A 24,359-nucleotide genomic window follows, 5' to 3' on the forward strand; every position below is an offset into this window, starting at 1 on the left:
CGTGCAATACATCCCGGCATTCCGCGCTAGATCAAACGAAGCGGCCTTTGTCGGCAAGGATTTGTAACAAAACCTGTACAGATCCGTGCATGCCGGCGCAGGTCGGTGCGGCTCCATGAGGATCCATGCAGCGCGCACTCTGCTGAAGCGAGGTGCTTATTGGCTGGCTTCCTTGATGCGCCCTGCCGGACGGTGGGGGTGCTCATCGATGTGTTTGCGCCGCCATGCGAGCATGCCGTCGATGCGGCCGCGCGCGGTGGCGTACCCGAGAGCGAGCTGCCCGCCAAGCGCGCCTTTGAGCACCGGGCGCAGCAGGGGAGCGAGGATGCCGCGGGCAATGACCCATGCCGGCAGCTTGTGCTTTGCGTACAGCGCGCCCGTACCGCGGGCGCGGTGCCGCGCCGCCTTGCGCGCCTGGGCGCTGGTGTCGGGCGTGCCTGAGCCGACGGCATGATGCACCTCGCCGCGCGGTTCGTAAGTCAGGTGGGCGCCGGCGCGCAGCGCACGCAGCGCGATGTCGGTTTCCTCTCCTGCACCGAACCACTGGCCGACGCCCAGCCGGCTGTCGAAACCGCCGATCTCCTTGAACAAGGCGCGCTGGCAGAACAGTGTGATCGAACTCACCGCAATGTCGCGGAAGGCGCGGGACCGCTTCCAGGACAATGCAGCAGGTGACAGCGGTTGTTCATCCTGTTCTACCCAGCGCACGATCACGCCGGTGGGTTTGTCCGGACAGGCAAACCGGGCCGCCAGCGTTTCCAGAAGGCGCGGATCGTACCAGCAATCATCATCGGGAAAACCGACCCATTTGCCACGAGCCATGTCGATCCCCGCATTGCGCGCGGCGGCAAGGTTCGGCGGATGGTGCTTGATGTGCCGGATGGCGATGCCAAGGTATTTTGCACGCTCGACGTGTGGTTGCAGGCGGTCGTCACTGTTCTGGTCGACCACGATGACTTCGAAGTTGCTGAATGTCTGTGCTGCAAGGGAATCGAACAGCCGGCCCAACTCGTCGGTCCGTCCGACAGTCGCAAGGATGAGGGATACATCCGGTTTTCTCATGCAGGCCTCTTGATGTGCATCTGGGAGTTGATAATGCGGCGGCGGCGGACAAAGTACCGCGCGTAATGCGCCATGATCTGGAGCGGGTTGTTGCCGGCGTAGGACATGCGTACGCGAAAATCCTCCGCCATGGCGGCCAGCCGTGTCCGCGACGAGGTCGACAGGCTTCCTTCATGCTCGCGGAACGCGGTCAGCTGCTCGTCCAGTTGCAGGGGCTCGGACATGCGGGCCAGCTTGAGCCACAGGTCGTAATCCATCGCGTACTTGAGACTCGTGTTGAAGCCGCCTGCGCGCAGCATCAGTTCACGCCGCACGAACGTCGCGGGATGCGGGATGAAATTGCCGCGCAACAGCTTGTCGTAGCTGAAGCGGGGTGCGACGTACCTGTCCGCATGCAACTTGCCTTCCTTCAAGTCCATCGTGCGGCCGAACAGCCATCCGCGCCCGCTCGTTTCCAGCAGGTTGGCCACCAGAGACAGCACATCGGGGTGCAGGTAATAGTCGTCCGAATGCAGGTAGGCGATGACGTCGCCTGTTGCTGCGCGCAGTCCCTCGTTCATGGCCCGGCTGACGCCGCCGCGCACGTTCTCAAGCAGACGATAGGGACGGCGCAGTGCACGGATCTGGTCGAGCGTGCCATCTTCCGAGCCGCCGTCGACAAAGATGTATTCGATATGCGGATGATCCTGCGCCAGGACGGATGCGATCGACTCGCTCAGATAGGCGGCGCTGTTCCAGGTACAGGTAATCACGGATACGGTGAGTGCCATATGCAAACCTTTCTGTTGCTGCTTTCTGTTGCTTCTCTCTCTTACCGGGAAGGCGACGGCGGCAGCTGGTAAATCTGCAGCAGTTGCTGTGCCGCCCGGTCGGCGCTTCCCAGACCTTCCGGTGCGGTTCCATACGTGGTGTTCGGGTCAAAGGAAACGAGGTCCTCCACCAGCGATTGCATGTCGTGGTGCAGCCGCAGCTGGTCGGGCGCTGCGGCGTAGACCGCCAGCTCCGGCGTGCCGCCGCGATGCAGGGCAAAGGTCGGCTTGCCGAGGAAGAGTCCTTCCAGCACTGTCGTGGCACACGGCTCTTCCCACACGGAAGGGACGACAACGGCGGTGGACGTCGCGGCAAGCGTCAGGGTCTGCTCCGGTGAACACCAGCCGAGGAACTGGATTTGCCCGTTCTCGAATTCCGCGCGTAGCTGCGCTTCATCTGCGCCGTCGCCAGCCACCGTCACACGCATATGGGGTGGAATCCGCGGCGCCAGCGCCTGCAGGAACTGCTTCACGCCTTTTGCCGGATAGAGCTTTGCCGCGATGAACACGTTGAAGTCCGGGGACTTGGGCAACGATTTCGCTGCCTCGCGGATCCGCTCCAGTTCGGTGCGGTCGACGAAGTTGTGCACCGTCGTGCCCCAGGGGCCGGGGCCGAAGGAGCGTGCGACATTGCGCAACAGCATGTCGGACACGAACACGGTTTTGTGCGTACTGAAGCTCTCGGCAACCTCCTTGCGGAAGCGGATCACCGCGCTTTTCGACACGGCCCGCCGCAGCGCATTGGGATGGGGATGGATACAGCGGGCGCACTCTTCCGGATCGATCGACTCGCAGACCTTGCCGTCGCGAAAGCGAGTATGACGGAAGCAATCGCTGCCCTGGTCGTGCCGTGTCTGCACGAAGTTGATGTGGGCGGGGAGATAACGTGCCACGTTCGGCACATGCCCGTGATAGTGAATCACGTCATAGTTGGGCGCATGGCGCAGGATGATCTTCGCGAAGTGGCGCGCAATAGCGGGGCGCTTGGGCGGCATGAAGACGCCCAGCCGGATTTCCTTCCAGCCGGCGTGTTGCCCGCTCAACTCCCCGAAGAAGCGACCGCCGAAGCGTCCTTCCTCGCCACATACCGAAATCGGATGCTGGTTCCCGCCCAGCAGATCCACTTCATGACCCGCGCGCACCAGCGCACGCGCCAGGGTGAGGGCGTGCTTGGCGAGCCCGCCCATGCTCGGATAAGGAATGTCTTCGCTGACGATCAGGATGCGCATCTGTTACCTCAGGAGCGAAGTCGCCGGGCAAACGCCAGCATGGCGGCGCGCTCGTCACCGCCGACAATGAAATACAGGCCGGCCAGCGACAGTGCGACCAGCGCAGCTGACACGATGGCAGCCGTGGCGAACAATCCGCCCGGCATCAGCATCTTCAGCGGGGCAAGCACGCCGATGATGAGAAGACCCACGACGAGGCTGCGGCCGAACCCGGTGCGCATCGATTCGCCAAACGTGACCGGAACGGTACGCCCATGCACATACAGCAGGAAGATCATGCCCAGCGTCAGCGACGACAGCAGATGGCCGCCGGCAGCGCCGATGATGCCGAAGTAGGTCGTGCCGAGATACACCATCAGCACCCCGCAAATGCCGTTGGCAAGGGCAAAGCGTCCTGTGATGCGGGGGTGGCCGAGCGCGTCGTTGACCATGGAAGGGATGTTGGTCAGCGAATCGGCAAGCAAGGCCAGCGTCATCAGGATCAGCACCGGGAAGCCCTGCTGCACGAATTCCTCGCCGACCCAGCGGCGCAGGAACTCGTCGCCGGCAAGCACCATGATGCCGAGTGCGGCAAGGTTGATATAGGTGACATAACGCATGACGCCGAGATACACCGGCCGCAGTTCATTGATCCGGCCAGCCCCGGCGAGTGCGGATGCCCGTGGGTAAATCACGCTCGACAGGCGATAGGTGAGCCCGAGCACGCGTCCGGCGAGCGTGACCGGAACGGTATAAAAGGCCAGTGCGACCGGCCCCGCAATGGCGCCGACAATCAGCTTGTCCGCATGCTGGTGCAGCGTGGACGCGATTTTGCTGAGATAGGCGTAGGCACTGAACGAGGTGAGCGACTTGCGCACGTCGGGGCGCGGCCAGCATGGGGCGAGCCCCAGCTTGAAGCCGCGGATCAGCCACACGAGGTACAGCAAATTGGTGACAGCCACTGCGACACGGGCAACGATCACGCCGACGACGCCTGTTCCTGCCAGTGCGGCGGCGACTGACGCGAGATTGACGAGCGTGCCGAAGATCGCCTCGCTCTGGGCGGAACGGTCATACCGTTGCAAGGCTTGAGGCACGACGAGCAGGTAACTCTGTGCCTGCGACAGGGCGAATCCGAGCGCCGCCACCTGGAAGGCAAGAATGGTTGGCTCACGCATGGCTTCCGACACTTCAAAGAAGCGCTCGATCAGCAGTTCCGCGCCGAAAAAAATGGCAATGGCACCGACGAGGCCGAGGATGCCGTAGAAGAGCGTACCGAACCAGAAGGTCTCGGCGAAACGTGCTCGGTCATTGGCAGCGTGATGCTCTGCCAGGTACTTGATCGAGCCCGCACTGAGGTTGATGTCGAGTACGCCGAAGTAGCCGATGACCGAGCCGACCATGGTTACGATGCCGAAACCCTCGACCCCGAGCGCGCCGATCAACAGCGGGATGGTGGCCAGTGCGACCACCATCGGCACGGCAGAGCCGCTGAGGTTCCAGAGCGAATTACGCAGCAGCATACTGGGCGCTCGCCACGTACTGGCGGACCTGGTAGTGATGGAGCCCGACTGCGATAAACGGCATCGCCATCGTGAAGCCGAGCAGCAGCATGGTGCGGAATTCGATGATCGGCGTGCCGATGAGCAGTGTCGGGACCCAGAACAGAAATCCCGCGAATCCGGCGTCGGCGATCAGCCGCGGATCGCCGGCCAGGTATTTGCGGTGCTTGAAATAGAACGACACATAGGCGGCGAGGATGCAGCTGAACAGCACCAGGCCGACAATGCCGGTCTTGAGCACGATATGGCCGAACCCGCTGTGCACGAAGCTGAAGTCGTCGCCATGGTAGGAAAGCAGTTCCCGGTCGCCGGTGAACGTGCCCCAGGTGCCGCGCCCGAACAGCCAGTTGCCGTCCATGCTCTGCGCCGCCGCATACAGCTCGTAAAAGCGGCTGTTCTTGATACCGCCACGCGCGGGCGAAATGTCGTAAATGATCGATTCGAGGATGCCGCCACTGGTGTTGAACTGCAAACGGTGTTCAAAGAACACGACCGCAACAGCCGACAAGAGCGCGCCGGCGAGCAGGGCGAACAGGAACTTGCGCCGGCCAGGGATGTTAAGGAACAGGAAAGCAAACATCAGCGCCAGCCCGATCAGCGACGAACGGCGGAAGGAAAGCGCAACCGCCGCGACTTCCAGTACCAGTATGCCCATCAGCAAGATTCGCTTGAGTGCCGATAGTTTGACGCCGGGGCTGGTCAGCAGCCAGGCGGCGCAGAAGGCAGCCAGGCTGGCAACGAAGTTGTCGCTGATGTCGAAGAAGAAGATCTTGATGTCCAGTCCTTCGAAGTTTCGGTACGGATTGGCGGTATCGCCATCGAACAGGAAGAAGCGTACCGCGCCGAATACGGCACGGATCGCCGCCAGCACAAGGATGGTCATCAGCAGGTTCCAGGAGTCCTTCCCGCTGTCGAATGCCATGATCATCAGGTACATGAACACCAGCATGTTCAGCACATTGATGACGCCGCTGTAGCCGAGGATGACATTGAGTTCGATGCCTTCCATCAGTCCGATGACGACATGCGCGAACACGAGGAAGGCGAACGCGAGAAAGTACTTGGTGATCGGCGGCGCAAGCTGTGGTCCCTGCGGATTGGCCAGCCGCTTCAGCAGGGCGGCCACCCCTGATGTAATCAGGATCAGGTTAAGCAGGGAAAAATAGAACATGCCGGCGCCGCGCGAGTAGATGTTGCTTTGTGTCGTGAGCTCGCCCCATGTGGAGTCGGAGAACATGAACAGCACGCCGATGAAGCCGAGCACGATCAGCTTGGGCGCCTTGATAAAGATGCCGAAGATGATCGGAATCACGAACAGGGAAACAACGAGATTGGTATAGACCTCGGCAGATGTCAGGGATGGTGTCATGGCTATACTCGATTCGTAACACTGATTTTCGGCGTCACCCTGTGCATCTTCACTCTGCTGCGCAGGTCCCGCCGACCGGGGGCCTGATATGCAATTGGCCTCTTCCCATAATGTGGCCGGGGAGCGGTTTCACGCGAAGGGATATCCGTAGCAACAGCAAAGCATGGAGTCGAAGCCGGACGCCTGTCAGTCACTGTCTGTCGCCGTCCCCGCGTGTGCTGAGCGTGTTGACTGTGCTGACGTTGCTGCCTGTTCTGACGGCGCACTCGTCGCGTGGACAGATCTGGCATCTCCGGCATTGCGGCGCACATGCACACCTGTTTGTGCAGGAACGCATGCGCCGCAAGCAACAGCAAACACAGGCATTCGCCCCGCTCGCCGTTGTTCACTTATTCCTTGTACGTTTTTACGAAATCCTCATACGTGCACCGGATACCCTCGGCCAGTTGTGTCGCCGGCCGCCACCCGAGCGCCGACAACTTCGACACATCGAGCAGTTTGCGCGGCGTGCCATCCGGCTTGCTCGTGTCGTAGGCAATGTCACCCTCGTAGCCGACGGCTTTCCTGATGATTCCGGCAAGCTCGTTTATTGTGACGTCCTCCCCCGTGCCGACATTGATATGGGACAACGCGGGTGTCGTATGCGTTGCATATTCGGACCGATCAAGATCCATGACATGCAGGCAGGCGGAAGCCATGTCGTCGACAAACAGGAATTCGCGGCGCGGAGTGCCGGTGCCCCAGATCACGACCTTGTCGGCACGTTTTAACTTTGCTTCATGGAAGCGGCGTATCAGCGCCGGGATGACATGGCTGTTTTCCGGATGGTAGTTATCTCCGGGGCCGTACAGGTTCGTCGGCATGACGCTGCGATAGTCCGTCCCGTACTGGCGATTGAAGCTTTCACACATCTTGATGCCGGCAATCTTCGCGATGGCATAGGCCTCATTCGTCGCTTCCAGCGGTCCGGTCAGCAGGTATTCTTCGCGGATGGGTTGCTGTGCCATGCGTGGATAGATGCAGGATGAGCCGAGGAAAAGCAGCTTTCCGACGCCGTGCCGCCATGCTTCCTGGATGACGTTCGACTGGATCATCAGATTGTTGTAGATGAAGGTCGCAGGATAGGTATTGTTGGCATGGATGCCGCCGACCTGTGCTGCCGCCAGATACACTTCGTCGATCTTTTCGGAAGCAAAGAAATCGCGCACCTGCGCCTGGTCCGTGAGGTCGAGTTCCGCATGCGTACGGGTGACGATGTTCTCTTCGCCGCGCTTGCGTAGTGCGCGCATGATGGCGGATCCGACGAGGCCGCGATGGCCGGCAACATAGATGCGTTTTTGGGGGCTGGTATTCATTTCCATCCTCTCTTTGAATCAAAAGCAGGAGCCCTGCCGTGGCTGGATCGGTGCGAGCCATCGGCGGTGGGTGCTGCCTGCCGTCTCCGGGTGAAGCCGGGCCAGGCCTCTTGTGGTCTGGTCCGGTTTGGTTTGGTTGAGTTTGGTATTACGCCTCTACGGACAGCTCTTCCAGAACGCCATCTTTTACCGTGTCGCCTGGTAACAAGACCGAACGCCGTACTTCAGGCAATCCGCACAGGAATGCAGCAAATTGTTCTTTGACTTCCGGGTGCCGCAATGCAAGCTGCACAGTGGCCTGCAAGTAGCCGAGTTTGCTGCCGCAGTCATACCGCACGCCTTCAAACCGGTGGGCGAGCACTTTTTCCTGGGCGAGCAGTGCTGCAATGCCATCGGTAAGCTGCAGCTCACCGCCCGCGCCGGGTCGCAGCTGGCGCAGGTGCGTGAAGATCGACGGCGTCAGGATATAGCGCCCTACCACGCCGAATTTGGAGGGCGCATTCTCCGGTGCCGGCTTCTCGACAATGCCATGGAGCTTGAGCAGCCGTTCGTCGAACGGGGTGCCGTCAATCACGCCGTAGGAGCGGCTGCGTTCACGCGCAATGGTTTCGACGCCGACAATGCTGCATCCATGCTTTTCATACAGCTCTGTCATCTGGCGCAGTACGGGAGGCTGCCCGTCGAGCAGATCATCCGCGAGCATGACTGCGAACGGTTCGCCATTGACCAGCCGTTCGGCACAAAGAACCGCATGACCGAGACCCAGCGCCTGTGCCTGGCGAACATAAAAGCATTCCACATGGTCAGGCTTGATGCTGCGAATGGCGTCCAGCAATGTCTGCTTGTTGCGTGCTTCCAGCTCCGCTTCCAGTTCATATGCCTTGTCGAAGTGGTCCTCGATCGCGCGCTTGTTGCGCCCGGTTACGAAGATCATGTCCGTGATGCCGGCAGCAATGGCTTCTTCGACCGCATACTGGATCAGCGGCTTGTCGACGATGGACAGCATTTCCTTGGGGCTTGCCTTGGTGGCAGGAAGGAAACGCGTTCCCAATCCGGCTACGGGGAATACTGCTTTCGTTATCTTTTTAGGCATCCGTGTTTCTCTGAAAAGTCGCAAAGGGATTATTCGCTGGCATTCGGCGCGCTTGCTTCCCGGGCACTGCTTCCTTGACCGGCGAGGCGAGCAGCCAGCTGCAAATACAAGGGGTGTAAAAGGATCAGCATCGCGACACAGGACAGGGCCGCCAGCATGTCGACCTGCCAATCCGCCCAGTTGGCATGCCGGTACGGCATGAAGCTCTGGATTGCTTCGTCCAGCCCGCCCAGCAGGCCGGTGACGACAAGCGTCTGCAGCGCGCGCGAGCCAGGGGAGCCGCGCAGTCCGACATACAGCAGTCCGCTCAGGACCGCATACGCGGCGAAGTGCAGGAACTTGTCGTATACCACTGCGGAGAGGGCCTCCGCCTCTCCCGGCACGCTGCCGATAAGGATCATCAGCACATACAGGAGTATCGCCGCCATCAGGCAGCGCGCAGGCGTGACGACTGCGGTAACGCTTGTGTGAAGACGTGAAAACAGGAGATGCATGTCGGCTTTTGTTTTTTGTATCAGTTTGCAGGCGGCGCCATTTGATGCGATGTCACGGCTCCGCTCGGACGAGAGGCTGTTCAATACGCGTTCTTGCCCGTCCATCCCTTGAAAGCCGTCCACAGGATAATGCGGATATCCATCCACAGTGACCAGTTCTGGATGTAGTGCAGGTCAAACCGTACCCGCGCCGCCATCTTGTCCACGGTGTCGGTTTCGCCGCGATAGCCGTGGATTTGTGCCCAACCGGTAATGCCCGGCTTGACCCGGTGCCGCAGCATGTACATCTCGAGAAGGTCCTTGTACATCTCGTTGTGTTGCAGCGCATGCGGGCGCGGTCCTACCACGGACATGTCGCCAAACAGTACATTGATAAACTGCGGCAGTTCATCCAGGCTGGTCCGGCGCAGGAACCCCCCAATCGGTGTGATGCGCGGATCGTCCTTCGTCGCCTGCGTGACCTTGCCGTGTTCCTCGTGCACTTTCATCGTGCGGAACTTGTACACGTTGAATTTTTTTCCGTTCAGGCCAAGCCGAGGCTGCTTGAAAAACACCGGGCCGGGTGAGGTCGCCTTGATGCACATGGCGATCACGATGAACAGCGGAAGCAGTAACACCAATGCGACGATGGCGAATATCCGGTCGAAGATGTCCTTCGCGATACCGTTCAGGCCGCTGGAAATCGGCTGGTTCAGATCCACGATCGGAAAGCCGAGGAAATTCCCCATCTTGTTGCTCAGCATTTGCAAGCCGAGGATGTCCGGCACCCAGCGGATGTCCACGAAAGTGTTCCGCAAGATGTACTGCAACTGCTGCAGCATGGGGGACGCCATCAGTGGCAGGGTTACCCAGACTTCATGGATATGGCGCTCTACCACAAAGTCGTGGATCTCCTGCAGGGAATTGATGCGGACAATGGACGGATCGCTGATCTTCTCCATGTCCGCCGCGTCAGCATGGACGGCCTTCACGTCATAGCCCGTCCAGTCCTGCTGCAGTGCCCGGCGATGCATCTCCTGTCCGGTGCTGCCGTAGCCGACAATCACGACACGCTTGTTGTTGAGGCCTTTCATGCGCAAGTAATGCAGCACGAAAAACACGGCGCCCCGGTAGAGGACGAGGAAGGTTAATCCGCTCGCGAACCAGTAGAACATCCACAAGCGGGAAACGTTGCCGACATGATGGACCAGGAAGCTGAAGAACAGTCCGATCAGCAATACCAATCCCCAGGACGCGCCGAGGCGGAGAAACATGTCCGGCTTCGAGCGTCCTCGCCATGATCCGTACAACTCGAGTTGCGGAAACAGCAGGAAGGCAAGGGCGCTGCAAAAGTGCAGCAGCACCGTATGGATCGGTGAAGTTTCACTTAATGGAACATGAAAGTGAATCAGGGCCGCCAGGGTGCCGGCCGCTTCCAGGGCCAGCACGTCCATCAGGCGCATCGATAATTCCAACCGGGAAGAATTTGTGATTATTAAATCTCGCATGGGCGGTTCTAGCGTTAGCGGTTGCAACAATCTCAAACCAGAGACCGGTCACTGCGGTATGCTGAAACCTGCCGGTGCGGCAGTCGCTTCAGCGCGCACAATGCCGCAGCTCCATTGGCCGGTTTCACGGCTTGTTTGCCTTCACTGCAAAAGCCGAAGTGTTATTACCTTTAAGACAATGGTAATCACTAAAAACGGACAGAATTTGTTAAGTCGGTTTTGCTTGCGAAGCCTCAAATACCGGGTTGCTGGGACTCAAATTGACCGTTGTGAAGTATCAAAAGCCGATGCGCAGCGCCCAAAAATTTCCCGCTGGATGCTTCTCTGCAGAAAAGGAAGCCACCATTCCGGGTGTTCTGAAAATGCGCCGCGTGCTGATTTGATTAGCAACAGGCAACAAATTCCGCCGAGACATTCGATGCGCTATCATCTCCCCCTATGACTACCGAGGATACCCAGCAGAAGACTGCTTATGAATTGCTAGGCGGTGCCGAAAAACTGCGTGAACTGGTTGACCGCTTTTATGACCTGATGGAGCTGGAGCCGGAATTCGCCGGCATCCGTGCGATGCACCCGACCCCGATGGACAGCTCGCGCGACAAGCTTTTCTGGTTCTTGTCCGGCTGGATGGGCGGACCTGATTTGTATATCGAACGGCACGGCCATCCGCGCTTGCGTGCGCGTCACATGCCGTATGCGATTGCATCCGATGAGCGCGACCAGTGGCTGCGCTGCATGGCTTGGGCGATGCAGGAAGTCGGCCTGCCGGAATCGATGCAGGAGCGCCTGATGCAGGCCTTCTACCAGACCGCCGACTGGATGCGGAACAAGGCAGACTGAGTTTGCGCTGACACGGGCAATCACTTTCGAATCGAAGGATGCAAAGGAGATGCAGCCTAGCTCCCTGACAACTGCTCCATGAACCCAACCGACATCATTTTCCTGTTGCTCATCGCCGCCGTCCTGATCCTGCAGATCGTCCTCCTGTTACGTGCGCGGGGTACGGACAACGCGGGGCAACTGCTGCAACTCAAGGACGCACTGCAACAGCACCAGCAGCAAACGAGCGAACGCATCGAGCGCGAGTTGCGTCACCAGGTACAGGCCAGTGCGCAAAGCACCCGGCAGGAGCTGAGCGGCAGCCTCGCCCAGTTCCAGCAGACCCTCACCGCGCAACTGACGAGCGTGGCAACAATCCAGAACAACCAGATCGACACCTTCGCGCAACAGCTTGCCAAACTGAACGAGGCGAATGCGCAGCAGCTCGAATCCATGCGGCAAGCGATTACCTTGCAAGCCCGTGCAGGACGGGAAGAGCAGGCGGCCGCACTGAAGCGCTTCGGTGACACGTTGAACCAGTCACTCTCCACATTGACCGAATCCAATGCGCAACGCATGGCCGAGGTGCGCGCCACGCTGGAGGCAAAGATCAGCGATCTGCAGGCGGACAATGGCGCTCGCCTCGAGGAAATGCGCAAGACCGTCGATGAAAAACTGCATGCGACCCTCGAGCAGCGGCTCGGCGAGTCCTTCAAGCTGGTATCGGACCGGCTTGAAAAGGTGCACCAGGGTCTGGGCGAGATGCAGCAGCTCGCCATCGGCGTCGGCGACCTCAAGCGCGTGCTGACCAATGTGAAGACGCGCGGCACATGGGGCGAAGTGCAGCTCGAAATGCTGCTCGAACAGGTACTCACGCCGGACCAGTATGCGAAGAATGTCGAGACTGTGCCCGGCACCGGCGAACGCGTCGAGTTCGCCATCAAGCTTCCCGGACAGGATGATGGTGCCCGCCCGGTATGGATGCCGATCGATGCAAAGTTCCCGAAGGAACAGTACGAACGCTTGGTCGAAGCGGCCGAAGCTGCGGACGCGGACGGCGTCGCGCAGGCTGGGCGGGAGCTCGAACGCGCGGTGCGCGTGGAAGCGAAGTCGATCGCCGACAAGTACGTGTCGCCGCCGCTGACCACTGATTTTGCCATCATGTTCCTGCCGACCGAGGGCCTGTATGCCGAGGTGATGCGCCGTCCCGGCCTGGCGGATGAATTGCAGCGCGCCTGCCGCGTCAGCATTGCCGGGCCATCCACGCTGTCGGCCCTGCTCAACAGCCTGCAGATGGGTTTCCGTACATTGGCGCTGGAAAAGCGCTCGTCCGAGGTGTGGCAAGTGCTGGGTGCGGTGAAGACCGAGTTCGGCAAGTTCGGGGACGTGCTTGCGGCGACAAAGAGCACGCTGGAACGGGCAGCGAAGAATATCGAGCAGGCCGAGACCCGGACGCGCCAGATGAGCCGCAAGCTGAAATCGGTGGAAGCGCTGCCGTCGGAAGCAGCACAGCTTCTTCTCGGGCCCGACACTCACGACGCCAGTGACGACTAGGCCGTGTTTGACAAGCTACTGCACGGCCCGGATTGATGTCTGCGGTGCTCGGCGTACCAGTCGTGCGCGTGCGCTCCTCGACACCACTCCGAACCGCTCGCTACGCTTGTCAAACACAGCCTAGCCGGATGGACGCGAACCACGGTCGAACGCTTTTTATTCTCGATTTGCCAGGGGATGCCTATCCGGCCATATCCGACGCGCAGTAGTTTTTCAGTAGCCTGTTGCGGCGTTTTAGACGGAAATGCGCTGTATTTGTGATAAGTTCTCAGCATCGTCGCCGAACTTCTCCGGCGATGGCTCGCTGCTTGTTTTTCTCCCGGCGTCCGGCAGGACCTAAGCTATGGAAATTGCGATACTTTTTGGTTTGATCGTTCTCAACGGTGTGTTCGCCATGTCGGAAATTGCGCTCGTCACTGCGCGCAAGGCCCGCCTTCAGCGCCTGGCAGAGGAGGGCGATACCGCTGCCGGCGCGGCAATCCAGTTAGGCGATGACCCGAATCGCTTTCTTTCCACTGTACAGATCGGCATCACTTCCATCGGTATCCTCAACGGTATCGTCGGTGAAGCCACGCTGGCTTTTCCGTTCAGCGTGTGGCTGCAGCGCATGGGCGTCGATGCCGACTGGTCCGAATACCTTGCGACCGGCCTGGTCGTGGTCAGCATCACTTACTTCACGATCGTGCTTGGTGAACTTGTGCCCAAGCGCATCGGGCAGATCAGCCCGGAGCCGATCGCCCGCATCGTTGCGCGCCCGATGCTGTTGCTTGCTGCGTTGACCAAACCTTTTGTGCGCTTGTTGTCGGGCTCCACGCAAATCGTATTGCGCTCCTTTGGCGTGAAGGAACGCCTTGAGCCCAGCGTCACCCAGGAGGAGATCCACCTGATGCTGGCCGAAGGCTCAAGCGCGGGCGTGATTGAACAGCATGAGCACCAGATGGTACGCAACGTGTTCCGCCTCGACGACCGGCAGATCGCGTCGCTGATGGTGCCGCGTAGCGAGATTGTCTATTTCGATGTCAACGAACCGCTGGAAGAAAACCTCAAGCGCTTCGAGGAGAGCGAGCATTCCCGCTTCCCGGTGGTGCGCGGAGGCTGGGAGGAAGTGCTTGGCGTGGCCAATGCACGTCAGTGGCTCACGCAGACCTTGCGCGGTGAAAAGCCGAGCCTGACGGACAGCTTGCAGCCGGCAGTCTTCCTGCCCGAATCCCTGACCGGCATGGAGCTGCTGGAAAATTTCAAGAACTCCGGTGTCAAGCTCGCCTTTATCGTCGACGAGTACGGCGAGGTGCAGGGCATTGTCACCTTGCAGGACGTGATGGAAGCGATTACCGGCGAGTTCAAGACACATCGCGCCGAAGATGCGTGGGCAGTGCAGCGCGATGACGGTTCGTGGCTGCTGGACGGCCTGATTCCGGTGCCGGAACTGAAGGACCGCCTGAGCCTCAAGGGCGTGCCGGAAGAGGAACGCGGTCGCTACAACACGTTGAGCGGAATGATGATGCTGCTCATGGGTCGGCTGCCGCAAACGTCGGACAGTTGCGAATGGGAAGACTGGATCTTCGAGATTGTCGATCTGGACGGAAAGCGGATCGACAAGGTGCTGGCCACGCGCAAGTCGCCGGATACGGCCGAGAACAAGTCCGATCCGGGCTGACGCGGTTTGCATGTTCTCTGCGGAGGGGCACCCGGAATTGCCCTTTGAAGCTGTTCACGAAAAGACAGGCTGTCCGCGTCCAATGGACGTCATCATGTCAAGGAGGAGGTCATGGCTCATCGTCTTTCGGATCCCATGTCGGGCGGGTCCCGTCCTTCCAGCCGCAACAAGATCGTCACTGCTGCGGAAGCAGTCCGCCTGATTCATGATGGCGACACGATTGCGACCGGCGGCTTTGTCGGCATCGGCTTTGCAGAAAACATTGCCATCGCGTTGGAGAAACGCTTCCTGGAGAGCGAAGAAGAATTGCTCGGCAAGGGCACGCCGGGCAATCTCACACTCATCTATGCGGCCGGGCAGGGCGACGGCAAGGAGCGCGGCCTCAACCATCTCGGACATGAAGGCCTGATCAAGCGCGTCATCGGCGGCCATTGGGGCCTGGTGCCCAAGCTGCAGCAGCTGGCGATTGCCAACAAGATCGAAGCCTACAACCTGCCGCAAGGCGTCATCACCCACCTGTTCCGCGACATTGCGGCCGGCAAGCCCGGCGTGCTGACAACGGTCGGCCTCGGCACCTTCGTCGACCCGCGCCATGGAGGTGGAAAGATCAACGACTCCACCACCGAAGACCTGGTCGAACTAATGACGGTCGGCGGCAAGGAGTACCTGTTTTATAAGGCCGTCCCGATCAATGTCGGGATCATCCGCGGCACCACCGCCGACCCGGACGGCAACATCACGATGGAGAAAGAAGCGCTCACGCTGGAGGCGCTGGCAATTGCGATGGCGGCGCACAACTCCGGCGGCATCGTGATCGCCCAGGTCGAGCGCATCGCCGAAAGCGGCTCGCTGAATCCGCGACAGGTGAAGATCCCCGGCATCCTCGTCGATTGCGTGGTCGTTGCGGAAAAGAGCGAGTACCAGATGCAAACCTTCATCGAACCGTATAGCGCCGCGTTTGCCAGCGAAATGCGCGTGCCGCTGTCGTCCATCCAGCCGATGGAAATGAGCGAGCGCAAGATCATCGCACGTCGCGCGCTTCTGGAGATCAAGCCGAACAACGTCGTCAACCTCGGCATCGGCATGCCGGAAGGCGTAGCCAGCGTCGCGGCGGAGGAGAAGGTGCTCGACCTTGTCACGCTGACGACGGAGCCCGGCGTGATCGGGGGCATTCCTGCCGGCGGCCTGAATTTTGGTGCGGCGACCAATGCCGCTGCGATCATCGACCAGCCGTACCAGTTCGACTTTTACGATGGCGGCGGCCTCGACGTTGCTTTTCTGGGGCTTGCCCAGGCGGACCGGCACGGCAACCTCAATGTCAGCAAATTCGGTCCCCGCCTCGCAGGCGCCGGCGGGTTCATCAATATCAGCCAGAATGCGAAGAAGGTCGTGTTCGTCGGCACCTTCACTGCGGGCGGACTCGAAGTCGCCATCGCCAACGGACAGTTGCGCATCAAGCGCGAAGGTGCTGCGCCGAAGTTTGTCGACGCCGTCGAGCACAGGACGTTCAGCGGTGAATACGCCATGCAACGCGCGCAGACCGTGTTGTACATCACCGAGCGCTGCGTTTTCCGTCTGGTGCTGGAAGGGCTGGAGGTGATCGAGATCGCACCCGGCATTGACCTTGAGCGCGATGTGCTGGCGCAGATGCGCTTCCGGCCGTTGGTCAGTCCTAACCTCAAGATCATGGACGCGCGCATATTCCAACGCACGCCAATGGGGCTGCGCAATGACATCCTGTATTTGCCGCTGGAGCAGCGCCTCGCATACGACGGCAAGCGCAATGTCTTCTTCGTGAATTTCGAAGGCTTTGAAGTGCGGAACGTCGCCGATATCGAAGCCATCCGCGACCACGTCGAAAGGCTGCTGAAACCGCTCGACAAGAAGGTGCCTGCGGTTGTGAATTACGATAATTTTTCGATCGCGCCGGAATTGCTCGATGGGTATGTCGACATGGTGCATGACCTTGCCGAACGCTACTACTGCCGTGTCACCCGCTATACGAGCAGTGCGTTCATGCGCAGTTACTTCGGCACGGCATTCCAGCGGCACCATACCGAACCGTCGCTGTACGCAAGCCGCGAGGAAGCGTTTTCGCATCTCAGCGACTGAGCTGATTTTCGGGGGGGAGTATCAGGTTCGCGTGCTTGCCATGGCTAAGGCAAACGCCGATCGGAGTAGGCCGGTTACGCTGAATATACGGAGCAGAGGGCGCGATCGCGCTCTCATCCTCCGATGTAGGACATCTCCACCTTGCGCGCCGACTGTGTGGAACCGGGCGTGTTCGCTGTACGCAATTCCGAATACCGGTCGGTGCGGGCGCGCCACAAGTGCGCGACAACGGTCGAGATTTCTTCATCGCTGCGCCCGCTGCGCAGCAGCGCGCGCAGGTCATGGCCGTCGGACGCAAACAGGCAGGTGTACAGTTTCCCTTCGGTCGACAACCGCGCGCGCGTGCATTCGCTGCAGAAGGCACGCGTGACGCTCGATATCACGCCGATTTCTCCACTGCCGTCTGCATAGCGCCAACGCTCGGCCGTTTCGCCGGTATAGTTTGGCTCGATCTCCTGCAGGGGCATCTCGGCGCTGATCCTGCGCACGACTTCGGCAGACGGGATCACTTCATCCATTTTCCAGCCGTTGCTGGCGCCTACGTCCATGTATTCGATAAAGCGCAGGATGAACGGCGTGCCTTTGAAGTGCCGCGCCATCGGTACGATTTCCTGGTCGTTCATGCCGCCCTTGACCACCATGTTGATCTTGATCGGTCCGAGTCCCACCTTGTGTGCAGCCTCGATGCCCCGCAAAACATCGGCGACGGGAAAATCCACGTCGTTCATGCGCCGGAATGTGGCGTCGTCCAGGGAGTCGAGGGAGACAGTCACTCGTTGCAGGCCCGCATCTTTCAAGGCCTGCGCTTTCCTTGCGAGGAGCGATGCATTCGTCGTCAGGGTCAGGTCGAGATAATGACCCTCCGGCGTCTTCAAGTCGCTCAGCATCGAAATCAGGTTTTCGATGTTCTTGCGCAGCAGCGGTTCGCCGCCGGTCAGGCGCAGTTTGCGCACGCCATGTGCGACGAAGATCTTTGCAATTCGCGTGATCTCCTCAAACGACAGCAAGGCGGAGTGCGGCAGGAAAGGATGGTCCTTGTCGAAGACCTCCTTGGGCATGCAATAGACACAGCGGAAATTGCAGCGATCCGTCACCGAGATGCGCAAATCCTGCAGCGAGCGGGCGAGGGCATCCGCCAGCAAACCGGTCGGTGCTTCCAGCACGTCAGGAGCCGGCAGGGAAGAACGGGTGCGATGGTCGGTGATAGGGATAAATCGATCGGACATGCGGGAAGCGAAACAGCAGTCTGTGGAACAGCAGAAAAAACGGCGGACTGGCTAACGCACATACGATACCACGAGCCCGGCAAGCGCACAGGCGCCGATCAGCTTGATTGTATTGGCCTGATACCGCAACAGTGCCACGCTTGCGGCCGCAGCGATAACTATGGCAATCCAATCCCATTGCAAGAAGGGCCTTGCAAGAAGGAATACATGTTCCGCAAAAAACACTGCGAGACTGACAATGACGCCGACCACCGCCGCAGAGATGGCCGTCAGTGGTGCGGTGAGGCGAATGTTGTCGCGCGTGGATTCGACCAAAGGGCCGCCCACGAGAATGAAGAGAAAAGACGGCAGGAACGTAAAGAAGGTGGCAACGGCAGCACCGGCGATGCCGGACATCAATAATGCCTCCGCGCCGAACACCTCCTTGGTCCAGCCTCCGATGAAGCCGACGAACGCAACAATCATGATCAGCGGCCCCGGCGTGGTCTCGCCAAGCGCCAGGCCGTCAATCATCTGTGCCGGTGTCGCCCAGTGGTAGGTTTCTACGGCACCTTGATAAACATAAGGCAGAACGGCATACGCTCCGCCAAAAGTCATCAGCGCAGCCTTCGTAAAGAATACGCTCATGTGCGCTAGCGGATCGGACAGGCCGAAGCGTGCTGCAATCGCTGCCCAGGCAGCAAGGCCGAGACCAACACCGAAAGCACTGGATATGACCAGCCGGCGCCAGGAAAAGCGTGCATGGTGAGGTGTGGGCGTTTCATCATCGATCAGGGCAGGGCTGCGGGAATTATCCTGCCGTAATGCGGGACCGCTACCGAGCCTGAATTTGTCCGGCACCCATCTGCCGCCAATGAAACCGATTACCGCGGCTCCCGCCACGATCATCGGGAATGGCACGTTGCTGATAATCGCCACAAAGGAGGCAATTGCAATCGCCGCCAGCCATCGGTTTTTCAGCGTGCGATTGCCGATGCGCCACGCTGCAGCGAGCACGATTGCAACGACGGCGGGTTTGATTCCATACAACACTCCGTTGATGACCGGTGCATCGCCGAACGAAACGTACATCCAGGACAAGACGCAGAGGATTAACAGGGACGGCAAAATGAAGAGCGTTCCGGCAATAATGCCGCCCCATGTGCGGTGCATCAGCCAGCCGATATAGACGGCGAGCTGGGTCGCCTCCGGGCCGGGCAGCAGCATGCAATAGTTAAGCGCGTGCAGGAACCGTTGCTCGGAGATCCAGCGGCGCTTTTCCACCAGGTCAGCATGCATGATGGCGATTTGCCCGGCTGGGCCGCCGAAACTGATGAAGCCGAGTTTCAGCCAATACCAGAATGCCTCCCGGAGGCCTACCGGGCTGAAGTGGCGTTCCAAGGTCTTATCCATGTGTGTTCGGTTTTTCGGTAGCAGGAAGAAAAAAGGGAGCAAATGCTCAAGCCCCTCGCTTAACCTGTTGAAGGTTTTGGGATAGCCAAAGGCTGATTGAAGGGCCGCATTCGCAAGGATGCGGCCTTTTTTCATTGGTCGGGGTCGCCAAGGTGCTGCGGCGAATGCAGGGGTATAAGCGAACTGCAGGAACCTTCCGACCGGCCAAAACGATAATCTGTGCCTTGGAAATCAGCGGGGCTCGCTGAACTTTATCCGCAACAGACGCCGTGCGCCTGCTGTGAGTTCAGCGTCGACCCTTTTGAGCACCATTGGAGCCGGGCTAGGTTCAGCATCCTCTGGCGTGATTGAGTTCGACAAACAGAAAGCCCCGTAAGTCGTTGAACTTACGGGGCTATTTGCCCGGTCAATCAACCGCTTTCAACAGGTTAAGCGAGAGGCTTGGCAAATGCTCCCTTTTTCATTTTCCGCATTGTCCCATGGCTGACAAGGGACACTGGAGTGATCCGCCTTTAGCGTCGGGTCTCGACCTGAATCAGCGGCTCATTCGAGACCGGCGGCAAGGGCTTGCGTTCACGCGGAACGCGCGGCGGCTGCACAAGCTTTGAAGCGGCTTCCTGGGCTGCACGCAGCTTTTCTGGATCGGTCACTGCAAGAGTCAGCCCGGCCGCGGCCAGCATCTCACGCAGATTGTCGGTCGGCATCGGTGCCGGGGCAACTGGGGGCAACGCAGTTTCGACGGCCGCAGGTGCGGCAGGAACTGCCTCCGCCGGAACCGGTGTCGTCGACGCAGGCAGGACTTCTTCTGCCTGCGCTACTGCCGTCGGTTGCGCTGCAACTTCCATGACTTCAGCAGCTTCCTGAGCAGGCGCAGGAGCTTCCGCATTCGCTTCTGCTTCGACTTCGACCGCCGGCGATTCCATGGCCGCTACCGCGCTGGTCGCTTGGGCAGGTTCGCTGGTTTCGCTGGGAGCAGGAGTGGTTGCCATCTCCGGTTGTGGTGTTGCCTGCGCAGTAACCGGGGCAGGAGCAGCCGCCTGGACCTGGACAGAGGCTGGTACCACTTCCTCCGCAGGTGCCGGTTCTTCCGCAGAGACTGCAACTTCAGCAAGTGCCGGCTCCTGGGCGGGAACTGCCACCGTTGCAGGAACTGCTGCTTCTGTCGGTTCTGTGGCTTCGGCGACTTCCGGCAGCACTGCCTGTTGTTCAGTCGCGTCTTCTGCAGAGGTTTCAAGCTCGCTGCCGGCGATCAGTTCGCCTGTCTCGCGGTCACGGCGATTGCGATTGCGACCGCCGCGACGACGGCGACGGCGACGCTCCTCACCTTGCTCTGCGGTACCTTCTTCCAGCGCAGGTGCGCCTGCCTCCAGCTCAGCTTCAGCACCCGGTACGGCTGCCGACGCGCTTGCCGGTACCCCCGGTGCCGGCGAAATAGCAATCGGGACAACCTGAGCAGCATTCAACAGCTCTTCAGTCGGTGCTTCCTTGCGCTCTTCACGCTGACGTTGCTGGCGCTCGCCACGTTCACGGCGAGTCTCCTGGCCTTCGCGCTGCTCGCGAGCTTCGCGTGGCTCACGCGGTTCACGTGGTTCGCGAGGCTGGCGTGGGGGACGCGGAGTCTGCTGGGTTTCTGCTGCCGGGGCGGCTTGCTTGGCCGTTTCAGCGCGGCCTTCCGTGCGGCCGGTTTCTCGTTCCTCGCCACGCTCGCGTCCGCCGCGGCCACGGCCACGGTTGCGATTGCGGCCGTTGCGGTCGCCACGCTCACGGGTTTGCTGCGGCTTTTCTTCAACAACTGGTGCGGGAGCAACGACAGGTGCCACTTGCTTCTTGCGGAAGAAGCCGAAGACACGGCTGAAGAAGCCTTCTTCGGCAGGTGCAGCGACCGGTGCCGGCGCGGGCGCCGGTTCGACCGGCTTGCGCTCGACGACAGGTGCCGGTTGTTCCGGGGTAATGCCTTTGACCACAGCTTCCTGTCGCGGACGTACCTCTTCCTTTTGACGCTTGCCGTAGGCAATGTCGGTATCCGCTTGCTCTGCCATGTCATAGCTGGCTTGCGGCTCTTCCAGGCGCGGATCATCATGCTTGATGCGCTCAAGCTTGTAATGCGGCGTTTCCAGATGCTTGTTTGGGATCATGATGACCGTCACGCGATGGCGCGTTTCGATCTTCAGGATTTCGCCTCGCTTCTCGTTCAGCAGGAACGCGGCAACATCGACCGGCGCCTGCACATGGATCGCGGCGGAATTTTCCTTCATTGCCTCTTCCTGAATGATACGCAGGACTTGCAATGCAGAGGATTCGGTATCACGGATATGTCCCGTGCCATTGCAGCGCGGACAGGTCACATGGCTGCCTTCGGACAGGGATGGGCGCAGGCGCTGGCGCGAGAGTTCCATCAGGCCGAAGCGGGAGATCTTGCCCATCTGGACACGGGCGCGGTCATAGCGCAGCGCATCCTTCAGGCGGGTTTCGACTTCACGCTGGTTCTTCGCATTCTCCATGTCGATGAAGTCGATCACGATCAGGCCGCCAAGGTCGCGCAGGCGCAACTGGCGCGCGACTTCGTCGGCGGCTTCGAGATTGGTATGGAGTGCGGTGGTTTCGATGTCGCTGCCGCGTGTAGCGCGGGCGGAGTTGACGTCGATGGAAACGAGTGCTTCAGTATGGTCGATGACGATGGCGCCACCGGAGGGCAGGGGGACGGTGCGGGAGTAGGCGGTTTCGATCTGGTGTTCGATCTGGAAGCGCGAGAACAGCGGCACATCGTCACGATAACGCTTGACCCGATGCACCATGTCCGGCATGACGTGGCTCATGAACTGCTGAGCCTGTTCGTAAATTTCGTCGGTGTCGATCAGGATCTCGCCGATATCCGGCTGGAAGTAGTCACGGATCGCACGAATCACCAGCGACGACTCCTGATAAATCAGGAAAGCGCCGGGTGATGACTGGCCGGCGCCTTCAATCGCGCGCCAGAGCTGCATAAGGTAATTCAAATCCCATTGCAGCTCTTCAACGCTACGACCGATACCTGCAGTACGCGCAATCACCGACATGCCGGACGGCAGATCGAGCTTGTCCATCGTCTCGCGCAATTCCTGGCGGTCTTCTCCCTCGACACGGCGCGAGACGCCACCACCACGCGGATTATTCGGCATCAGTACCAGATAGCGACCAGCCAGGGAGATGAAGGACGTCAGGGCTGCGCCCTTGTTGCCGCGCTCCTCCTTCTCGACCTGAACCATGATTTCCTGGCCTTCGCGCAAAGCATCCTTGATGGATGCGTTACGAACATCGACGCCTTCCTTGAAGTAGCTTCGCGCCACTTCCTTGAACGGGAGGAATCCATGACGCTCTTCGCCGTAGTTGACGAAACAGGCTTCGAGCGAGGGTTCAATGCGGGTGATGACCCCCTTGTAGATATTCGACTTGCGCTGCTCTCGCCCGGTCGTCTCGATATCGATGTCGATGAGTTTTTGTCCATCGACAATGGCCACGCGCAGTTCTTCCTGCTGCGTGGCGTTGAACAACATTCGTTTCATTTTTGTGCTCCGTGACTCTGAGGTCATTTTTTATGCAGCAATAGCGAAGTTCGCCGGTGCTGCCAGGTACAGGGATGTACGCGAGAACGGAGTGCTTGAGGAGGGAATTGCCTTAGTGTGCGGGTGCGCGATACGAGAGCGCTTGGGCCGCAACGGGGCGCAAATGGGGTTGATACAGATGCCGGGTGCACACTTCGTCCGCGCTGCGCCAATCGGATGGATCGGGCGCAGCCTCGCGGGGCGTGCAGCTTGAATGGGCCAAATAAAACATGGGGTCCAGCAGAGTCGGCAAACAGAGGTCAACCACATCAACCAGCAAGCATTCGCAAACGAAGTGCTTGCCGGACTTATCCTTGAATTTCAAACAATCTCGTCCAACATCATTGTGCGCAATCCGATCGCAACAGCGGTGCAACCCTGATTCGCGCAAGATGGTGCATACACATCTTTTCCATCGAATTTGCAATTCGGCGAGGCCGGTGGAGACGCCCCTGTGTAGAATGTGCTTTTTATTCTTACACGCGCACCGGACTTGTAACCGGGGCGAAACAATTATATATACAAATGAAGGACTTAGCGAGATTTTCTGGGGAGCGGGCGGATTCGGCTTCATTTAACCAGTCCGCACACGCCCCGGCGCAAGTCCGTCTCGTCACCATTTCTGAAGAAGAGGCAGACCAGCGGATCGATAATTTTTTGATTCGGATCTGCAAGGGTGTGCCCAAGAGCCACATTTATCGCGTTTTGCGTTCTGGCGAAGTTCGCGTAAACAAGGGGCGCATTGACCAGACCTACCGCCTCAGGGAAGGTGATGTCGTTCGCGTGCCGCCCATCAGGGTTGCGGAAAAGGCGGCACAATCGGTTCCTGGGGCAGAATTCGCCATCCTGTTCGAGGATGCGCATTTGCTTGTCATTGACAAGCCGGCCGGCGTGGCGGTGCACGGCGGCTCTGGTGTCAGTTATGGCGTCATCGAGCAGTTAAGGGCTGCGCGGCCACAGGCGAAGTTTCTGGAACTGGTGCATCGCCTGGATCGGGAGACGTCCGGCATCCTGTTGTTGGCAAAGAAGCGCTCCGCATTGACGAGCCTGCATGAGCAAATCCGTGAAGGTCTGCTGGATAAGCGCTATCTCACACTGATTCATGGTGCTTGGCAGAATAATCGACAGCACGTCAAGCTGCCGTTGTTTAAATATACGACCGCTGATGGCGAGCGTCGTGTCCGGGTGCAGTCGGATGGTGCGCCATCGCATACCATTTTCAACCTGGTGAAGCGTTTTGGTGACTTCGCGCTGCTCGAGGCAGAATTGAAAACCGGCCGTACGCACCAGATCCGTGTCCACTTGGCGTCATCGGGCTTTCCGATTGTCGGGGATGACAAATATGGCGATTTCGCCTTGAACAAAGTTCTGCAAAAAGCCGACGGGGATCGCGTAGCGCTCAAGCGCATGTTTTTGCACGCGCACCAGATCACTTTCCGCCATCCAGAGACCGGTGAGCAAGTCACGCTCAAGGCGCAGCTCCCTCCCGAGTGCCAGCGCTTTTTGAAGACCTTGGAGCAGGGAAGCGGGCAAGAAGAATCAAATTATTAATCAGGGATTGGCGCTATCTGTGGCGCCG

17 protein-coding genes are annotated in these 24,359 nt (G+C 59.7%); 5 read left to right on the forward strand and 12 right to left on the reverse strand.

From position 1 onward, the window contains the following. Positions 1–156: 156 nt before the first annotated feature. The 9 genes from ACYVIA_RS13090 to ACYVIA_RS13130 form a co-directional block, all read right to left on the reverse strand. Positions 157–1,062, reverse strand: coding sequence for a glycosyltransferase family 2 protein (locus ACYVIA_RS13090; protein ID WP_460841434.1), 906 nt, complete (start codon positions 1,060–1,062; stop codon positions 157–159). After that, entirely contained in the window at positions 1,059–1,832 is a 774-nt protein-coding gene (locus tag ACYVIA_RS13095) for a glycosyltransferase family 2 protein (protein WP_460841436.1), read from the reverse strand. The genes ACYVIA_RS13090 and ACYVIA_RS13095 overlap by 4 nt, the downstream gene beginning before the upstream one ends. Before the next feature lie 41 nt (positions 1,833–1,873). Further along, a complete protein-coding gene (locus ACYVIA_RS13100; protein ID WP_460841438.1) occupies positions 1,874–3,100 on the reverse strand; it encodes a glycosyltransferase family 4 protein in 1,227 nt (408 codons plus the stop codon). Positions 3,101–3,108: 8 nt separating this feature from the next. Next, entirely contained in the window at positions 3,109–4,602 is a 1,494-nt protein-coding gene (locus tag ACYVIA_RS13105) for an oligosaccharide flippase family protein (RefSeq protein ID WP_460841440.1), read from the reverse strand. Beyond that, positions 4,589–6,010 (reverse strand): O-antigen ligase family protein, encoded by a 1,422-nt coding sequence (locus tag ACYVIA_RS13110; RefSeq protein ID WP_460841442.1) that lies wholly within the window; start codon positions 6,008–6,010, stop codon positions 4,589–4,591. The genes ACYVIA_RS13105 and ACYVIA_RS13110 overlap by 14 nt, the downstream gene beginning before the upstream one ends. A gap of 389 nt (positions 6,011–6,399) precedes the next feature. Beyond that, positions 6,400–7,365, reverse strand: coding sequence for a GDP-L-fucose synthase (gene fcl, locus ACYVIA_RS13115; protein ID WP_460841444.1), 966 nt, complete (start codon positions 7,363–7,365; stop codon positions 6,400–6,402). Positions 7,366–7,513: 148 nt separating this feature from the next. Next, positions 7,514–8,458 carry a UTP--glucose-1-phosphate uridylyltransferase GalU gene (gene galU / locus ACYVIA_RS13120; protein WP_460841445.1) on the reverse strand — a complete coding sequence of 315 codons (945 nt, stop codon included), beginning with the start codon at positions 8,456–8,458 and terminating at the stop codon, positions 7,514–7,516. Positions 8,459–8,487: 29 nt separating this feature from the next. After that, on the reverse strand, positions 8,488–8,952 hold the full coding sequence (locus ACYVIA_RS13125) for a VanZ family protein (RefSeq protein WP_460841447.1): 465 nt from the start codon (positions 8,950–8,952) through the stop codon (positions 8,488–8,490). 80 nt (positions 8,953–9,032) lie between these two features. Next, positions 9,033–10,394 carry an undecaprenyl-phosphate glucose phosphotransferase gene (locus ACYVIA_RS13130; RefSeq protein WP_460841448.1) on the reverse strand — a complete coding sequence of 454 codons (1,362 nt, stop codon included), beginning with the start codon at positions 10,392–10,394 and terminating at the stop codon, positions 9,033–9,035. Between the two features lie 483 nt (positions 10,395–10,877). Between ACYVIA_RS13130 and ACYVIA_RS13135 the strand changes: the two genes are divergently transcribed. From ACYVIA_RS13135 to ACYVIA_RS13150, 4 genes are all read left to right on the forward strand, one after another. After that, positions 10,878–11,279 carry a group II truncated hemoglobin gene (locus ACYVIA_RS13135; protein WP_460841450.1) on the forward strand — a complete coding sequence of 134 codons (402 nt, stop codon included), beginning with the start codon at positions 10,878–10,880 and terminating at the stop codon, positions 11,277–11,279. Positions 11,280–11,357: 78 nt separating this feature from the next. Next, positions 11,358–12,812 (forward strand): DNA recombination protein RmuC, encoded by a 1,455-nt coding sequence (locus tag ACYVIA_RS13140; protein ID WP_460841451.1) that lies wholly within the window; start codon positions 11,358–11,360, stop codon positions 12,810–12,812. A 343-nt stretch (positions 12,813–13,155) separates the two neighbouring features. Next, entirely contained in the window at positions 13,156–14,469 is a 1,314-nt protein-coding gene (locus ACYVIA_RS13145) for a hemolysin family protein (RefSeq protein ID WP_460841453.1), read from the forward strand. A 111-nt stretch (positions 14,470–14,580) separates the two neighbouring features. Next, positions 14,581–16,581, forward strand: a complete 2,001-nt coding sequence (locus tag ACYVIA_RS13150) for an acyl CoA:acetate/3-ketoacid CoA transferase (RefSeq protein WP_460841454.1) — start codon at positions 14,581–14,583, stop codon at positions 16,579–16,581. Positions 16,582–16,694: 113 nt separating this feature from the next. Here the strand turns inward: ACYVIA_RS13150 and moaA are convergent, their stop codons facing one another. The 3 genes from moaA to ACYVIA_RS13165 all read right to left on the reverse strand — a co-directional run bounded on the left by moaA (position 16,695) and on the right by ACYVIA_RS13165 (position 22,741). After that, positions 16,695–17,807 (reverse strand): GTP 3',8-cyclase MoaA, encoded by a 1,113-nt coding sequence (moaA, locus tag ACYVIA_RS13155; RefSeq protein ID WP_460841456.1) that lies wholly within the window; start codon positions 17,805–17,807, stop codon positions 16,695–16,697. Between the two features lie 51 nt (positions 17,808–17,858). Further along, complete coding sequence (chrA, locus tag ACYVIA_RS13160) at positions 17,859–19,199, reverse strand: chromate efflux transporter (RefSeq protein WP_460841458.1); 1,341 nt, start codon at positions 19,197–19,199, stop codon at positions 17,859–17,861. 512 nt (positions 19,200–19,711) lie between these two features. Beyond that, on the reverse strand, positions 19,712–22,741 hold the full coding sequence (locus tag ACYVIA_RS13165) for an Rne/Rng family ribonuclease (RefSeq protein ID WP_460841460.1): 3,030 nt from the start codon (positions 22,739–22,741) through the stop codon (positions 19,712–19,714). A gap of 564 nt (positions 22,742–23,305) precedes the next feature. Between ACYVIA_RS13165 and rluC the strand changes: the two genes are divergently transcribed. Then, on the forward strand, positions 23,306–24,331 hold the full coding sequence (gene rluC, locus ACYVIA_RS13170; protein ID WP_460841461.1) for a 23S rRNA pseudouridine(955/2504/2580) synthase RluC: 1,026 nt from the start codon (positions 23,306–23,308) through the stop codon (positions 24,329–24,331). The last annotated feature ends 28 nt before the right edge of the window (positions 24,332–24,359 follow it).

It is taken from the genome of Noviherbaspirillum agri (assembly GCF_054780595.1).

Coding starts and splice junctions, on each gene's coding strand:
- ACYVIA_RS13090 (WP_460841434.1), bottom strand. CDS start 1,062: ATGAGAAAACCGGATGTATCCCTCATCCTTGCGACTGTCGGACGGACC.
- ACYVIA_RS13095 (WP_460841436.1), bottom strand. CDS start 1,832: ATGGCACTCACCGTATCCGTGATTACCTGTACCTGGAACAGCGCCGCC.
- ACYVIA_RS13100 (WP_460841438.1), bottom strand. CDS start 3,100: ATGCGCATCCTGATCGTCAGCGAAGACATTCCTTATCCGAGCATGGGC.
- ACYVIA_RS13105 (WP_460841440.1), bottom strand. CDS start 4,602: ATGCTGCTGCGTAATTCGCTCTGGAACCTCAGCGGCTCTGCCGTGCCG.
- ACYVIA_RS13110 (WP_460841442.1), bottom strand. CDS start 6,010: ATGACACCATCCCTGACATCTGCCGAGGTCTATACCAATCTCGTTGTT.
- fcl (WP_460841444.1), bottom strand. CDS start 7,365: ATGAATACCAGCCCCCAAAAACGCATCTATGTTGCCGGCCATCGCGGC.
- galU (WP_460841445.1), bottom strand. CDS start 8,458: ATGCCTAAAAAGATAACGAAAGCAGTATTCCCCGTAGCCGGATTGGGA.
- ACYVIA_RS13125 (WP_460841447.1), bottom strand. CDS start 8,952: ATGCATCTCCTGTTTTCACGTCTTCACACAAGCGTTACCGCAGTCGTC.
- ACYVIA_RS13130 (WP_460841448.1), bottom strand. CDS start 10,394: ATGCGCCTGATGGACGTGCTGGCCCTGGAAGCGGCCGGCACCCTGGCG.
- ACYVIA_RS13135 (WP_460841450.1), top strand. CDS start 10,878: ATGACTACCGAGGATACCCAGCAGAAGACTGCTTATGAATTGCTAGGC.
- ACYVIA_RS13140 (WP_460841451.1), top strand. CDS start 11,358: ATGAACCCAACCGACATCATTTTCCTGTTGCTCATCGCCGCCGTCCTG.
- ACYVIA_RS13145 (WP_460841453.1), top strand. CDS start 13,156: ATGGAAATTGCGATACTTTTTGGTTTGATCGTTCTCAACGGTGTGTTC.
- ACYVIA_RS13150 (WP_460841454.1), top strand. CDS start 14,581: ATGGCTCATCGTCTTTCGGATCCCATGTCGGGCGGGTCCCGTCCTTCC.
- moaA (WP_460841456.1), bottom strand. CDS start 17,807: ATGTCCGATCGATTTATCCCTATCACCGACCATCGCACCCGTTCTTCC.
- chrA (WP_460841458.1), bottom strand. CDS start 19,199: ATGGATAAGACCTTGGAACGCCACTTCAGCCCGGTAGGCCTCCGGGAG.
- ACYVIA_RS13165 (WP_460841460.1), bottom strand. CDS start 22,741: ATGAAACGAATGTTGTTCAACGCCACGCAGCAGGAAGAACTGCGCGTG.
- rluC (WP_460841461.1), top strand. CDS start 23,306: ATGAAGGACTTAGCGAGATTTTCTGGGGAGCGGGCGGATTCGGCTTCA.